The sequence below is a fragment of the Bacteroides sp. AF39-16AC genome, from assembly GCF_003602735.1.
In the GTDB taxonomy this organism is placed as follows: Bacteria; Bacteroidota; Bacteroidia; order Bacteroidales; family Bacteroidaceae; genus Bacteroides; species Bacteroides uniformis.
The window spans coordinates 41,226-57,673 of the sequence record NZ_QTLN01000003.1 but is presented as its reverse complement, the minus strand read 5'-3'; the positions used below and the strand labels follow the sequence as shown (position 1 = coordinate 57,673).

At 46.8% G+C, this 16,448-nt stretch carries 7 protein-coding genes; 3 read left to right on the top strand and 4 right to left on the bottom strand.

What is annotated here, in order from left to right; translation table 11 throughout:
- The first annotated feature begins 306 nt into the window (after positions 1 to 306).
- From DW039_RS04190 to DW039_RS04180, 3 genes are all read left to right on the top strand, one after another.
- Positions 307 to 2,256 (top strand): glycoside hydrolase family 97 protein, encoded by a 1,950-nt coding sequence (locus DW039_RS04190; protein ID WP_016272163.1) that lies wholly within the window; start codon positions 307 to 309, stop codon positions 2,254 to 2,256.
- A 160-nt stretch (positions 2,257 to 2,416) separates the two neighbouring features.
- The gene (locus tag DW039_RS04185; RefSeq protein WP_119957725.1) at positions 2,417 to 6,484 is read left to right on the top strand and encodes a hybrid sensor histidine kinase/response regulator transcription factor; all 4,068 of its coding nucleotides are present in this window, start codon (positions 2,417 to 2,419) and stop codon (positions 6,482 to 6,484) included.
- A 22-nt stretch (positions 6,485 to 6,506) separates the two neighbouring features.
- Positions 6,507 to 10,769: a glycoside hydrolase family 2 TIM barrel-domain containing protein gene (locus tag DW039_RS04180; RefSeq protein ID WP_057087311.1), complete on the top strand. Its 4,263-nt coding sequence runs from the start codon at positions 6,507 to 6,509 to the stop codon at positions 10,767 to 10,769.
- Between the two features lie 94 nt (positions 10,770 to 10,863).
- Here DW039_RS04180 and mutS read toward each other — a convergent pair whose 3' ends face one another.
- From mutS to DW039_RS20870, 4 genes are all read right to left on the bottom strand, one after another.
- The gene (gene mutS / locus DW039_RS04175; protein ID WP_117688936.1) at positions 10,864 to 13,479 is read right to left on the bottom strand and encodes a DNA mismatch repair protein MutS; all 2,616 of its coding nucleotides are present in this window, start codon (positions 13,477 to 13,479) and stop codon (positions 10,864 to 10,866) included.
- Positions 13,480 to 14,187: 708 nt separating this feature from the next.
- Positions 14,188 to 15,000 (bottom strand): SPFH domain-containing protein, encoded by an 813-nt coding sequence (locus tag DW039_RS04165; protein ID WP_005824816.1) that lies wholly within the window; start codon positions 14,998 to 15,000, stop codon positions 14,188 to 14,190.
- 421 nt (positions 15,001 to 15,421) lie between these two features.
- Positions 15,422 to 15,943, bottom strand: coding sequence for a DUF3836 domain-containing protein (locus DW039_RS04160; RefSeq protein ID WP_005824811.1), 522 nt, complete (start codon positions 15,941 to 15,943; stop codon positions 15,422 to 15,424).
- 184 nt (positions 15,944 to 16,127) lie between these two features.
- Positions 16,128 to 16,268 (bottom strand): hypothetical protein, encoded by a 141-nt coding sequence (locus tag DW039_RS20870; protein WP_005824809.1) that lies wholly within the window; start codon positions 16,266 to 16,268, stop codon positions 16,128 to 16,130.
- Between the last annotated feature and the right edge of the window lie 180 nt (positions 16,269 to 16,448).

The window sequence follows — 16,448 nt, the reverse complement described above, 5'->3', positions numbered from 1 at the left end:
AAAAGATAATGTCAATTCGATATAAACCACCGCATTCTTTGTTATAAATGTGCTGCCTCCTCTAGCCGCAAACCGCTCTTTCACCTTCTCTCTTTAGCCTCCATCCGGCAACAATAGTTTTCTGACATGTGGAATGTTGGTAACAAAAATAGCCCATCCTTCACTCTCATACTGTACAGATTCGCGACATAGATATGTAAAAAGTCGTCTGTGGCATGATTTTATATATTTATGTCATAAATAGCATACATTTCCTACAGAATACAAACTACTTTTGTATATTGTAAAAATCCAAAAGCTAAGAACATGAAAAAACAATTCCTACTCTCGGCAGTTCTCTGCCTCTCACTGACCGCTTTCGGACAGAAAGTACATCAACTGGCCTCACCCAGCGGAAACATCCGCATCTCAGTGGAGCTGACCGATCAAATCCAATATGATGTAACCCAAGGAAATCAAACACTGATGGACAACTGTGTCATTGGTCTGGAAACTGCCAACCACCAGCTGGGCATCCATCCTAAACTAAACAAAGTAGTACGCCAAAATGTAAACGAGGAACTGACTCCCATCGTACCCCTGAAATTCTCTACTATAACCAACCGCTACAACCAATTGCTACTGAAGTTTAAAGGAGGCTATTCAGTAGAGTTCCGTGCCTTTGATGACGGATTCGCCTACCGCTTCCTTACTGACCTGAAAGGCGAGCAAGAAATAATGAATGAAATCCTCCGCCTGAACTTTGTGGATGATTGCCTGCTACATCTTCAGCAACCTGACGGCTTTAAGACTTCCTATGAAGAAGAATATCGCCACCAAACAAGCAGCGAGTGGAAAAACTCCAATCGCATGGCTCTGCTTCCCCTTTTAGCCAGCACACCCAAAGGTGACAAAATCCTCATGAGTGAAACCAATCTGACAGACTATCCCGCCATGTTTCTGAAAAACGATGGACAAGGCGGCATTACCGCCGTCTTCCCCCGTCTGCCTCTTGAATTCGGAGAAGACGGTGACCGCAGTCTCAAGATTCTGAAAGAAGCCAACTGCATAGCCCGTACCGCAGGCAAGCGCAGTTATCCATGGCGTTACTTCGTCATTACCAACGATGACCGCAAACTTATAGAAAACACTCTATCCTATCGCCTCGCTGAAAAGAATGTCATAGAAAACACCTCTTGGATTAAACCAGGACTAGCCAGCTGGGAATGGTGGAACGGAGCCACACCCTACGGCCCCGACGTGGACTTCAAAGCAGGTTGCAACCTTGACACCTACAAATACTTCATCGACTTCGCATCCCACTACGGCGTAGAATATATAGTAATGGACGAAGGCTGGGCCATGAACACCCGCAACCCCTATAAACCCAATCCCTCGGTAGACATACACGAACTCATCCGCTACGGCAAAGAAAAAAACGTAGGCATTGTGTTATGGCTCACTTGGCTTACGGTAGAAAACCACTTTGACCTATTCGAAACTTTCGAAAAGTGGGGTGTGAAAGGCGTAAAGATAGATTTCATGGATCGTAGCGACCAATGGATGGTAAACTTCTATGAACGCGTAGCACATGAAGCCGCCAAACACCATCTCTTCGTTGACTTTCACGGTGCTTTCAAACCTGCCGGATTAGAATACAAATACCCAAACGTACTCTCCTACGAAGGCGTAAGAGGTATGGAGCAAATGGGCGGATGCCGTCCCGACAACAGTGTCTATTTCCCCTTCATACGCAACGCAGTAGGAGCCATGGACTATACTCCCGGCGCCATGCTTAGCATGCAGCCTGAAATCTACCATTCCGAACGTCCCAATTCTGCCAGCATCGGCACACGTGCCTATCAGATGGCACTCTTTGTTCTTTTTGAAACCGGCCTGCAGATGATGGCAGACAATCCTACCCTCTATTATCGCAACGACGAGTGTACACGTTTCATCACCCAAGTACCCCAAACATGGGACGAAACCATCGCTCTCGAAGCCAAAGCAGGAGAATATGCCATCGTGGCCAAACGCAAAGGAGAACAATGGTATATAGGAGGCATGACCAACAACCGCGAACGTGAACGGGTCTTTAACATCTCCCTTGATTTCCTGCAAGAAGGAAAAAATTATCTCATGACCTCTTTTGAAGACGGCATCAACGCTGACCACCAAGCCATGGACTACCGCAAGCAAGAACAATCCTTGAAGAAAGGCGACCATATCACAGTCCGTTTGGCACGCAACGGTGGATTCGCTGCGGTCATTCGCTAATCATATCCATACCTATCTGCTCCGTACAAATACATTTCTAAGGATACGGAGCAGATACAAAGCAAACTGTAAGCCTACAACTAAAGAAATATATTGCAAATATTGACTGTTTCCACCTTAAAATATATCTTTGCAACTCAAAATCAATACAACAAGCCACATGAAAGACATATACTGGAAAGGCCATACGATTTTATTGCTTATCAGCCTCTTATGCTGTTTTCCGGATTTTGTGTACGCTTACAGCCTACGGCAATTCTCCAATAAAAACGGTCTTTCCAATAGTGCCATCCAATCCCTTTACCAAGATAGCCAAGGTGTACTATGGATAGGAACATGCGACGGACTGAACGTGTTTGACGGCAACAATATCCACCTATATACGCCCGTTGATGCGTCACGCAACCTATTGTCAGGCAACATTATCAGCCAGATCGTAGAATCAGAGCCAGGCATACTGTGGTTACAAACCAACTACGGGTTAGACAGATTGGATACATACCGACAGACCTGCCGGACCTTTACCGAATTCAAGGACAACATCTTCTTGGCACGAAGCAACAACAAGTGCATGTTAGTGCTGAAAGATGACGGAAATCTGTATCACTACCAACAAGAGAACCAGAAATTTCTCCAGTTAAACATCTCTTCCATGGATTTTAATAAAGTACTGTCCATGACCATTGATTCCAACAACCTGCTTTGGATATTCGCAACTGGAAACAACACTCGTTGCTATCGTCTGAACCACACGGGAAAAAGCGTGACACTGATTCCGGAAAAGCCATTTGGACATCACGGCTTGAAGCATGCCTTCATCGGAGAAGATTCAGCCTACTTCATTGATGAAACCTATGCCCTCTACGAATATAGTTTCAGCAACCGACAGTGTTACTACATTGCCGACCTGAAAGACGAAATAGAAAAACGAGGTGAAGTATCTTCCATCATCAAACGAGAAAATGACTTCTGTATCGGTTTCAAAAGCAGCGGCTTGATAGTACTGAAATATGAAGCAAACCAAAAGATTAAATACCGTATAGAATACACTGAAATACAGTCGGGCATCTTCTGTCTGATGAAAGACAAATTTCAAGATATCGTATGGGTAGCTACCGACGGAGAAGGGTTATACATGCTTTACAATGACACATTCACCATGACCAACACCCTGCTCAACACTCCCGCATATCAGGTGAACAACCCGGTACGCAGCCTTTACCTCGACCCACAGCAAACCTTATGGATAGGAACCAAAGGCAGTGGCATATTGCGTATACCGAATTATCTTGTCAACAATACACCCGAAAAACATGATCGTCTCATCACCGGTAACAGCACATTGACCGACAACTCCGTCTACTGTTTTGCACCCGGTGGAAAAGACCGACTTTGGATAGGTACGGAAAACGGAATCAATTATTATTCCTACTCTACCCACCAATTGAAAGAACTGGCGGTACAAGCCAATGGAACCAAAGTGAAATATGTGCACTCCATTGATCAAACCAATGACAGTACACTTTGGATTTCCACCGTGGGCGAAGGAATCGTAAAGGTGACATTAGAAAATCAGAGAAAAGATCCTATTGTGAAGCATGCTACACGGACTTTGGTGAGTAACGGACATATGGCATCAAACTATTTTTTCACCTCCTACCGTGAAAGCAGCTCTACGCTGTGGTTCGGGAACAGAGGGCTCGGAGCCTACCGCATTGATGTACGTACTGGAGAAATGGCACAGTTCCGCTTCAACAACTTGGTAAACAGCCAAACCGCCAACGATGTGTTCGCCATACACAAAAACGAGCAAGGCTACTGGCTGGGCACTGGATCAGGGCTTCTCCGCTTCTACTCAAACGAAGACGGAAACCCAGACAGCATCAGTGCAAAGCTCTACACCAACAGCACCGTACATGGTATCTTGGAGGACAACCGAGGCAATCTCTGGGTGAGTACCAATCAAGGATTAATGAGACTCAATCCCCAAGAACAGACCAAGCAGACCTACAACAACGGAAACGGACTGGCCGTGACCGAATTTAGTGATGGAGCCTTCTACAAAGACAATGCTACGGGAATCCTTTTCTTTGGAGGTGTAAACGGCTTCGTCACCGTGAAGCCCGATTCTTACATCACCACGGACTATATGCCCGAAATCAGCCTGAAAGGACTTTCCATCTTCGGTAAGGAATACAACCTGCATGACTTTTTACATTACAAAGACGGGAAGCCCGTGCTACAACTGGACTACAAACACAACTTCTTCCAGCTCAACTTCCGGATAACAGACTACATTAACGGAAACGACTATTTCTACTCCTATAAACTAAAGGAAGCAAGCGACCAATGGATAGAAAACGGAGTTTCACCCAATGCCATCTTCTCCAACCTTTCCCCCGGAGAATATACTCTGTTTGTGAAATACCGCAACAACATCAACGGTAAAGAAAGCCATCCGCAAGCCTTCACCATTTACATCGCTCCTCCCTGGTATCTCAGTACCTGGGCCTATGTGGGCTACTTTTTGTTAGGGTTACTATTATGTACAGGCATAGTCGCCTATGCATTCTATACCTACCGCCTGAAGCGGCAGCACATGATGAAGAAAATGGAACGACAGAAAAAAGAGGAAGTCTATGAATCAAAACTACGCTTCTTCACCAACATCACCCACGAGTTTTGCACCCCCCTCACCCTGATTCAGGGACCGTGCGAGAAGATACTCACCCACAAGGAGACAGATATCTACACGCACCGCTACGCCAAGATGATTCAGCAAAATGTGGAAAAGCTGAATGGTCTCATTGTGGAATTGCTGGAGTTCAGAAGACTGGAAACGGAAAACAAAATGCTCTCCATACAGCCGCAACCTGTTTCCGAAAAGTTAAGGGACATCGCCGAATCCTTCGGTGACATGGCGGAAAACAGAGAAATGAACTACTGCCTTGACATAGCCCCCGAACTGACATGGAACACCGACCTGAGCTGCTTCAACAAAATAGCCGGAAACCTCATATCCAACGCTTTCAAGTACACACCCGACAAGGGGAACATCAGCGTAACATTGTACACGAAAAACGAACGTCTTATTTTGAAGATAGCCAATACCGGCAAAGGCATCACACCGGAAAATCTCGGAAAGATATTCGACCGCTATAAGATTCTCGACTCCGTGGAGATGAACGGCAAAAACTCAAGAAACGGACTGGGGTTGGCCATCTGCAAAAACATGGTGACACTGTTGGAAGGAGACATAAACATCGAAAGCACACCGGGCGAACTGACCACCTTCACTGTAAGCCTTCCCTCGCTCCCCCCCAACGGACAAGAAGTACCGCAAACAGCATACGAAGCGGCTTCTCCAAGCATTCCCACCGAAGAAGTGCAAGAATTGCCCGAAAAATACACCCAAGAATTCGACGCAAACAAGCAGACGGTCATGGTGATAGATGATGACCCTTCCATGCTGTGGTTCGTATCCGAAATATTCACAGAGAAATACAACGTACTCTCTTTCAATAATGCCCAAAAGGCATTAGACAGCCTGGAGCAACGACAGCCAGATCTCATCATCTCAGACGTGATGATGCCCGATATAGATGGGTTATCCTTCACCTCCACCATCAAGCAACACAAGCTGTGGAGCCATATTCCCCTAATCCTGCTCTCAGCACTGCATCACGAAGACGACCAAGTAAAAGGACTGGAATCGGGGGCGGATGCCTATGTCACCAAGCCTTTCAATGTGAAATATTTGGAAAAGATGGTCTATCATCTCATCCGCCGCGAAGAAAACCTGAAGGAATATTATAGTTCGGCACTCAGCACCTTTACCTGGAAAGAAGGAAGCTGCTTGCACAAAGAAGAACAAGAATTCTTAGAGAAAATGACAGAAGTCATTGAAAAGAACTTAGCCAATCCAGACCTGCAAGTAGAACTTTTGAGTAAGGAAATGGGCTACAGCAGCCGGCAGTTCTACCGCAAACTGAAACCACTTACTGACAAATCGCCTGCCGACATCATCAAAGAATACCGCCTCTCCACGGCGGAACGCTTGTTAGTCTCCAGCAACTTCACCATCGAAGAGCTGATGGACCGCACGGGATTCACCAACCGAAGCACTTTCTATAAAGCTTTTTCACAACGTTACGGAATGCCGCCCCGTCAATACTGCGAACGGCAAAAGAAGAACGTGAGGGAAGGACAGGAAATCACTAATACTTAATCATCTTATACCATCTGCATTTATGAAAAGAAGCTCTTTTTTGAGTATCGCATTCACCGGGCTGCTTGCTACCGCAGCCGCAACAGCACAAACTCACGAACAGCCCGAATGGAATGACCTGAACATTTCGGGAGTGAACAAAGAAACGGCATGCCAAACCGCCATTCCCTTTGCCGACGAAGGACAAGCCCTACGCCTGAGCATCGAGGAATCCCCCTATTATCAAACTCTGAACGGTACATGGAAATTCCATTGGGTGGCCGACCCCGAAAAACGGCCGAAGGATTTCTTCAAGCCCGACTACGACGTAAGTGACTGGGATAACATCAAAGTGCCCGCCACATGGCAGATAGAGGCTGTACGCCATAACAAGCCCTGGGACAAGCCTTTGTATTGTAATACCATTTACCCTTTCTGTGATTACAGTAAAGGAGTACAATGGCCCAACGTCATCCAACCTCGCCCGGCAGACTATACTTTTGCCAACATGCCCAATCCCGTAGGCAGTTACCGACGTGAATTCACTTTGCCCACATCTTGGAAGGGCAGAGATGTATTTATTCGCTTCAATGGAGTGGAAGCAGGTTTCTATCTTTGGTTGAACGGTAAAAAAGTGGGCTATTCAGAAGACAGCTACTTACCTGCCGAGTTCAATCTGACTCCCTATTTACAAGAAGGAAAAAACACATTGGCAGTTGAAGTGTACCGTTTCACCGATGGAAGTTTTCTTGAATGTCAAGATTTCTGGCGGTTCAGCGGTATCTTCCGCGATGTATTCCTATGGTCAGCACCACGCACGCAAATTAGGGACTTCTTCTTCCGAACCGACTTGGACGGAGATTATCGTAATGCTACAGTTTTTTTGGACGTGGAAATCACCGGTAAGAAAAGTTCTGCCGAACTCATAGTGAAGCTCTCCGACACAGAAGGAAAGGAAGTGCTATCACGCACTATCCACGCCACAAAAACAGGTAGTACCCATCTGGAATTCGATGTGGAGAACCCACTGAAATGGACAGCCGAAACACCCAGCCTCTACAACCTGACCCTGACCCTAAAACAGAAGGGAAAAGTGACAGACCTACGTAGTGTAAAGGTAGGCTTCCGCGAAATAGAGTTTGCCAAAAACGGACAACTGCTGATTAACGGCAAACCCACTCTTTTCAAAGGTGTCAACCGCCACGATCACAGCCCATTGAATGGCCGTACCGTCTCCAAAGAAGAGATGGAAAAGGACGTACAACTAATGAAAGCGCTGAACGTAAACGCCGTCCGTACCTCCCATTACCCCAACAACCCTTACTTTTACGACCTATGCGACCGCTATGGCATCTATGTATTGGCAGAAGCCAATGTAGAGTGTCACGGCGAAATGCGTCTCTCACACGAGCCACAATGGGAAAAATCATTCACCGAGCGCAACGAGAACCAAGTGAAACGTTTCCGTAACCACGCTTCCATCGTAATGTGGTCCATGGGCAACGAATCGGGAAACGGAAACAACTTCTCCACTGCTGAAAAGGCCATCAAACGTTTGGATACTACCCGCCCCACCCACTACGAGGGAAACAGTTCTTTCTGCGACGTGACCAGTTGCATGTACCCAAGTGTGGACTGGCTGGAAAACGTAGGCCGTGAACGATTGGAGAAAATACAAAAGGGCGAGATCGTGAAACCGCACGTAGTATGCGAGTATGCCCATGCCATGGGAAATTCCATAGGAAACTTCAAGGAATACTGGGAAACCTACGAACGCTATCCGGCACTCATCGGAGGTTTCATCTGGGATTGGGTAGACCAAAGCCTGCGTATGCCCACTCCCGACGGCAAAGGCTTCTACATGGCCGTAGGCGGTGACTTTGGTGACAAGCCCAACGACGGTAACTTCTGTACCAACGGCGTCATCTTCTCCGACCGTACATTATCTGCCAAATCCTATGAAATGAAGAAGATACATCAACCCATCCGCATAGAAGCATTAGGGAATGGCAAATATAGAATCAGCAACAAGCGATTCCATGCCAATATGGAAGACCTCTACGGGAGATACGAAATAACGGAAGATGGAAGGACCGTCTGCTCAGGCAATCTGGAAGATTTGAAGCTGGAAGCACAGGCAAGCAAAGTCATCACCCTGCCAGACATACCCGCAACGAAGGTACCCGGAGCAGAATACTTTATCAATTTCAGTTTCTGCCAAAAAAGAGATACCGAATGGGCAAAAGCCGACTACGAGGTAGCCACCGAACAATTCAAGCTATCAAGCAGCGAGAAACCTATATTCGTACCCGAAAAAGGAAACATCAATCTAAACGAAACTGCCGACGCATTGGTGGTGAAAGGTGAACGTTTTGAAGCTGTCTTCTCCAAGGAAGAAGGAACTTTATCGGCATATACATTGAATAATATCCCCCTGATAAGTAAAGGACTCGAACTGAACCTCTTCCGTGCTCCCACCGACAACGATAAACAGGTAAGTGGCGATTGGCAACGCAAAGGCCTTTACCAGCTGCAAGCGGAAACCGGCAAATGGGAAACCCACCAAGAAGAGGACAGAATAACCCTGCACATCCGGAACTGCCACAAAGGTAAACTCGGTTTTGAGTATCGCACAGAAATAGAATACACCGTAAATGCCGATGGTTCCATCATGGTGAACAGTGTCATCATCCCGGTATCCGACAGCGAAATCATTCCGCGTGTGGGCTATCGAATGGAACTGCCCGAAGGCTTCGAGCGTATGCGTTGGTATGGACGTGGCCCATGGGAAAACTACGTAGACCGCAAGGATGCCACCCCAATAGGCGTATACGAAAGTACAGTATCCGACCAATGGGTGAACTATGTAAAGCCTCAGGAGATGGGTAACCATGAAGAGGTACGCTGGATTTCCATCACCAACGCCGACGGTATGGGCTTCGTTTTCGTGGCAGGCGACCAAATGGCGGCTTCTGCCCTGCATGTCAGAGCACAAGACATGGCAGATCCCGACCATCTGCAAAAACTGATTCACAAATACGACATCCCGATGCGCAAGGAGACAGTTCTTTGTCTTGATGCCCACAATCGTCCTCTGGGCAACGCAAGCTGCGGTCCGGGCCCGATGAAAAAATACGAACTGCAAGCAACTCCCGTAGCATTCAGCTTCATCATGATGCCTTTGGAAAGAAGCTACACGCAAAGTGAGCTTACCAAGAAAGCACGCGTACAGATGCCTGCATGCATGCCCGTAATGGTAGAACGCGATAACAACGGTTACCTGCAAATGAGTACTGGAACTCCGGACGCGACCATCTTCTACAGCCTTAACGGTAACGAATACCGGGAATACACAGCTCCATTCGAGTTCATTGACGGTGGAAAGATACAAACATACGCTGTTTCCGGAAAATTAGGCAAGAGCCTGGTCACTACTATGGAACTACCCATATTCGTAGACCACTCGGCATGGAAGGTGGTCTCCTCCAGCAGCGACAGCCAAGGAGAAGAGGCGCAAAACGCCATCGACGGAGACCCTTCCACGTATTGGCACACCCGTTGGCACGAACCCATTCCAGAGTTTCCACACAGCATTGTGGTAGACATGGCTTCCCTACTGGTAGTGGACAAATTCATCTACACAGCACGACATTCCAATGATAACGGACACGTCAAAGACTACGAGCTAAGCTTCAGCAAAGACGGAAAAAATTGGGAAAGCACCGTCAAAGGTACATTCTCCAATCTGACGTCTGCCCAAACCATAACATTGGAAACACCCGTCACTGCCCGTTACTTCAAATTCGTTCCCTTGTCCGAAATGCACGGCAGGAAATGGGCTTCGGCAGCCGAACTGAATGTGAGCATCCTGAAAAACATCAGCGGAGCATCCCAGAGACAAATAGTGGTCTCCGTAGACAGCGATGCAGACAACAGCATGAAGCTGGCGGCAGACGGTAACATAAACACCTATTGGCACACGGTACACAACCAATTCTACATAGCTCCCTACCCTCATGAGATACATCTTTCCCTATCCAAAGAGGCCACTATAAAGGGTATCCGCTACACTCCGCGACAAGATAGCGAAGAAGGACGGATAGCTTCCTATGAAGTATATGCAAGCAAAGATGGAAAAAATTGGGGGCAGCCCATTATCTATGGCACCTTCCATATAGGTACAGCAACGCAAACTATAGAATTTACTCCTTGCCGGGCACGTTATGTGAAACTATTGGGATTATCGGCCCATGACAAAGGAAAGAAAGCTGCCATAGCAGAATTAGAGATAATCTTGGAAGAATAATTTTAGAGGAAAAACTATTAACCATGGAGTTTCAGGGCTTGTGCAAAAACTTGTACAAGTCCTGAAATTCCACGTTTTCTCCTATAAGTAAAAATCACTTTCCCTTCACTATCCGCTTAATATCATTCAGCTTGTTCAGCGCCTCCAGCGGCGTCAAGTTATTCACATCCAGATTCAGTATCTCATCGCGTATCTGGCACAGCACCGGGTCGTCGAGCTGAAAGAAGCTGAGCTGCATACCACCGCGTGTCTCTCCCACTTCCACCATCGGTTTGCTGGAAATCCCCTGCTGGCGGTTGTCTGTTTCCAGTTGTTTCAGAATGTCATTGGCACGTTTCACGATGCTTTTGGGCATACCCGCCATTTTGGCTACATGAATACCGAAGGAGTGTTCGCTGCCACCGCGCTCCAATTTGCGCAGGAAGATGACTTTGTTATCTATCTCCTTCACCGAAACGTTGTAGTTCTTAATACGCTTGAAGCTTTTCTCCATCTCGTTCAACTCATGGTAGTGCGTGGCAAACAAGGTGCGTGCCTTCGCCTTTGGATGCTCATGGATATGCTCCACAATCGCCCAGGCGATGGAAATACCATCATATGTAGAAGTACCGCGCCCCAGCTCGTCGAACAGCACCAGGCTGCGGGGAGAAAGGTTGTTCAGGATATCCGCCGCCTCGTTCATCTCCACCATAAAGGTAGACTCGCCCACGGAAATATTATCGCTGGCACCCACACGGGTGAATATCTTATCCACCAACCCGATATGGGCACTCTCCGCAGGCACAAAACTGCCGATTTGAGCCAGCAGCGTAATCAGCGCCGTCTGCCTCAGCAAAGCAGACTTACCCGCCATGTTGGGACCCGTAATGATGATAATCTGCTGCGTCTGGCTATCCAGCATCACATCATTGGCAATATACTTCTCGCCGATGGGGAGCTGCTTCTCAATCACCGGGTGGCGCCCCTGGCAGATTTCCAGCACATCGTCGTCGGCAATGACGGGGCGTATATAGTTGTTCTCGCGCGCTGCCGTGGCAAAGGAGAGTAGGCAGTCCAGACGCGCTATCTGGTTCGCATTGATTTGAATGGCGGGGATGAACTCGCTCAATGATTGCACCAATTCTGCATAGAGTTGTGTTTCCAGTACCAGTATCTTGTCCTCCGCACCGAGAATCTTCTCCTCGTACTCCTTCAATTCCTGGGTAATATAGCGCTCGGCATTGGCAAGGGTCTGCTTGCGTATCCACTCTGCCGGCACCTTGTCCTTATGCGTGTTGCGCACCTCGATGTAGTAGCCGAAAACATTGTTGTAGCCTATCTTCAAACTGGGAATCTCTGTCAGTTCGCTCTCGCGCTGCTGTATCTGCAACAGATAATCCTTGCCGGAGTAGGCAATCCGGCGCAACTCGTCCAGCTCGGCACTGACACCGGATTTGATGACACCTCCCTTATTAATCAATAACGGCGGGTCATTGTCTATCTCCCGGTCAATACGGTCGCGGATAGACTGGCAGATATTCAACTGCTCGCCTATATGATTCAAGCTGGCATTATCGGCATCCATGCAAGCTGCCTTGATGGGTTCTATCGCCTGCAAAGCCACCTTCAACGCCACCACCTCACGCGGAGAGACACGCCCTACCGCCACTTTGGAGATGATGCGTTCCAAGTCGCCAATCAAATGCAACTGCTCTTCTATCAACTCTTTGAAATCGGGCTGGCGGAAAAAGTATTCCACCACATTCAGCCGCTCGTTAATCGGCTGCACGTCCTTCAACGGGAATACCAGCCAGCGTTTCAGCAGGCGGGCACCCATCGGGCTGATGGTCTTGTCTATCACATTCAGCAGACTACTGCCACCGTCGTTCATCGACCCCATCAACTCCAGGCTGCGCACCGTGAACTTATCCAGGCGGACATACTTATTCTCCTCGATGCGTGCCAGCGAAGTGACATGCCCTATCTGCGTATGCTGCGTCATGATGAGGTATTGCAGGATGGCTCCCGAAGCGATGATACCGTTCTTGAGATGCTCCACACCGAAGCCTTTCAAGTTCTTCACCTCGAAATGCTTCAGCAGCTTTTCGCGGGCAGATGTCTCGGTAAACACCCAGTCGTCCAACTCGAAGGTGAAGAACTTGCTGCCGAAGTTTCCTTCGAACATCAGCCGCTTGCCACGCTCGAAAAGCACCTCTTTGGGGGCAAAGTTGTTCAGCAGCTTGTCCACATAGTCGAAAGGTCCTTCCGCCGTCAGAAATTCGCCCGTAGATATGTCCAGGAAAGCCACACCGCAGGCACCCTTACCGAAATGCACGGCAGCCAGGAAGTTGTTCTCCCGGTAGTTCAGCACATTGTCGTTGATGGAAACTCCCGGCGTCACCAGCTCCGTGATGCCGCGCTTCACCAGTTTCTTCGTCAGCTTCGGGTCCTCCAACTGGTCGCAGATGGCCACACGCTTGCCGGCACGTATCAGCTTGGGCAGATAGGTGTCGAGCGCATGATGCGGGAAACCCGCCATTTCGATGGTTTTCCCCTTGCCATTGGCACGTTTGGTCAAGGTAATACCGAGGATTTCGGACGCGACGACGGCATCGGTGGAATAGGTTTCATAGAAGTCACCACAACGAAACAGCATGACAGCATCGGGATGCTTTGCCTTCAAATCGAGGAACTGCTTCATCATCGGGGTAAGGACAATATCTTCGTGCATACAAGTCTTTAATTTTTAATTTCCAAAGCTTTGAGCCAAGAGAGCAGGAAATCGTCAAGTAAGACCCAAAACTTAATGTGACAAAGATAATTCTTTTTTAGAAAACAGCCACGGAGAGGCTTCAAAACCTTAGCAAGCCTTAACAAAGAGACGCATTTTCCTAAAACATGTTATAAAACAGTCTTTTTTATTTGCTTTATTTGGAGATAAGCAAAAAGTTCGTACCTTTGCAATGTGTTTTTCATAGTATTAGATTTAAGGTTAACAAAGGTTGGAGTACAGCGGTACTCCTTTTTTTATGCCCATACCTTTCGTATCTTTCCCCTTTTCCCTTACAAAAGTACATATTCACTCGGCGAAACGCCCTTTATCTTCTTGAAAACCTTGTTCATGCGATCCCAACAAGGATGAGCAACAGTTGTCTCCCATTTACTACATTCCCTATTTAAGCAACAATTCCTGCAATACTGCATTTTAAATTCTTGCTTACTAAAACTTATTCGTCCGACAGCCGTTGAATTATCGTCCGACAATTGTCGGACGATAATTCAACGGCTGTCGGACGATAATTCAACAAGTATCGGACGAATAAATCTTAGCAAATAGAGAGATAGATGGCTTACCGCTTGATTTATTTGTGATTATCCGCGCACACAATCAGTACCTCCCCAAAAGAATCAAGTTGCCAATGGGGTCTCATAGAGATTGTCATTGCAACTTCAGGAATGGCAACGTATTTCCACCGGTAGACAACGGCAATTTCCCGTCCCATTTCTCCACAGCCTTTAGTTGAATCAATTCCGGCGTGATGCTTTGTTGAAGGATACGGTTGGCATCTGCCTTACCCTTGGCGGCAGCTACTACCTTTTCCGCCTCGGCTATAGCGGCTTTCTTTTCATTCTCCACCTTCAAGGCATTCTGCACAGCAGTATTCTTTTCGTCAATGGCAGCTTGCAGCACATCGTTGGGTTTCACGGACGACTGTATGTTGGTAAACGTAAAGCCACGGGTACTGAGACGCTCCTTCAGTAATGCCTCCACCTCCTTCTCGAAAGCCGGACGGTTGTTGATGAGCGAATCCGTCTCATAGAGTCCTGCCACGTCCTTATAAGCGTTCTTCACTTCCGTCAGGATAACACTCTGTTCCAATTCTTCGGTAGTCTTGCGATAGCGTAGAAAAACTACTTTGGCATCCTCCCGCTCAATGAAGTATTCTATAGTAGGGTCTGTCTTGAAGATGGTTCCCTTCTTGTCCTGAATGTCGAAAGGTTCGTAGTCTACAATCTGCGCAAATGCAGGATATTCGAATAGCTGCTTGGCAAAACGGTTGTAAACCACCCATCCGGTCTCCACCTTGGCATCATCTACTCCACGCTCACTACCGGCCAGATTGACGATGATGCCCGTCTGTCCCGAATCAATACGCTCCACGGCAAACATGACCAAGAACAATACTATAATTCCAATGACTGCGACTCCTGCCGCGCCTACTCTCACTGTTGATTTGTTTGTGACTTTCATGGTGTTTTCTGTTAGTTTAATGAGTGAATAATGCTCCAAAGATATTTATAATTGTTTGTTCAAGAAAGGCAATCCGTTATTTTTGGAAGAGAAGAAGGCCTCCCTCCCGCACACAGTGTAGAAAGGAGGCCCATAGTCTCTATATTTTCAGAATTTACTCAGTCACGATACGACCTGCCAACAGTGATTTCTTCAGATAACTTTCAGCACACTATAGGAATTACCCTCACTCCCACTGGACATGGTGCTGATTTCCTTTGCCACTTCTTTCAGTCTTGCCGGATTGCTGTATTTATATATAATTGTAGGATATACCTTTTTACAGAATTCTGTGCCAAATTACTTAAACGTTCGTGTTTGCGAAATAATATTGCCATAATGTCTTGGTTTTTAAAATAAATAGAATAGAAATCGTGTTTTCTTATTTCTCTGCCAATAGCTGCACAGATTCATCCGTCATGTGATGGTCTGCTGTCAAGCTCCAGTCATTGTTCTTTTCGTCCCATTCGTAACTGAGGTAGCGCAAGACACTGCTGTCGGTCTGCCGATAGACGGCTTTCTGCTTGATGTCGGTGTAGGCATTGCTTTGCTCGTTCCAGAGGGCGTATTCCACAGTGACGTCGTCCGTATAGAAGAAGTTAAGACTGTGGTGCTTCTCAAAGCTTTGCGTGGATTCGTTCCATTTCAGCACTTCTTTTTGGGAGATGCGACCGGAGTTGTCGTAAATGTAATTGTACTTCAGGTGGCGGTGCAGGAATTTCTGATTCTCCACTTTGAATACGGTTTGTGTTTCCACACGGCCGTCGTTGGTTTCGGTATTATAGGCAAAGTTGTCTGTACGGTTAACGGCTGCTGCGCTTACTACGTTTACTAAAGAGGTCATTGCGATGATTGCTGAAATTACTAAAGTCTTCATAATGGTTCTATTTTTTAAGTTATACATTTTGTTTCAAGTTCTTGTCTTTGGGGGAGTTGTTCCCTTTCGACATTGCAAAGATAGGAGGTGGTAAAAAGCTTTTAGGTTATCGTTACGTTAATGTTAGGTTAACGGAGATATTTATTACTTTTGCGCCCAAAACAAGAACAAAATGAAAACACGTTTCCTCTTATATCTTTCCTTTTCCAATCTATCGGAGACGTAACTGGATAGGCATACAGCAGACTGTCACCACATCTACTATTGAGAAGTACCATCTTTCTTCTATGTCGTCCCAAACGGTTCGGACTTTCTTCGCTTCGAAAAGCTTGATGGCATTATGCTGGGTCATGATATTATGTTTTCAATTCTTAGTTTTAAGCTCTTTGATTGGGTCCTCGTTATGTGACAGAAACAATGCTCTTTCTTCAATTTAATCATAATTTCTGTTTTATTGCATCAGTTGACATAGTCTGTTTTCTTAGGTATAGTACAAAATATATGATTATTTTGACTTAAAACAAATCGCAGT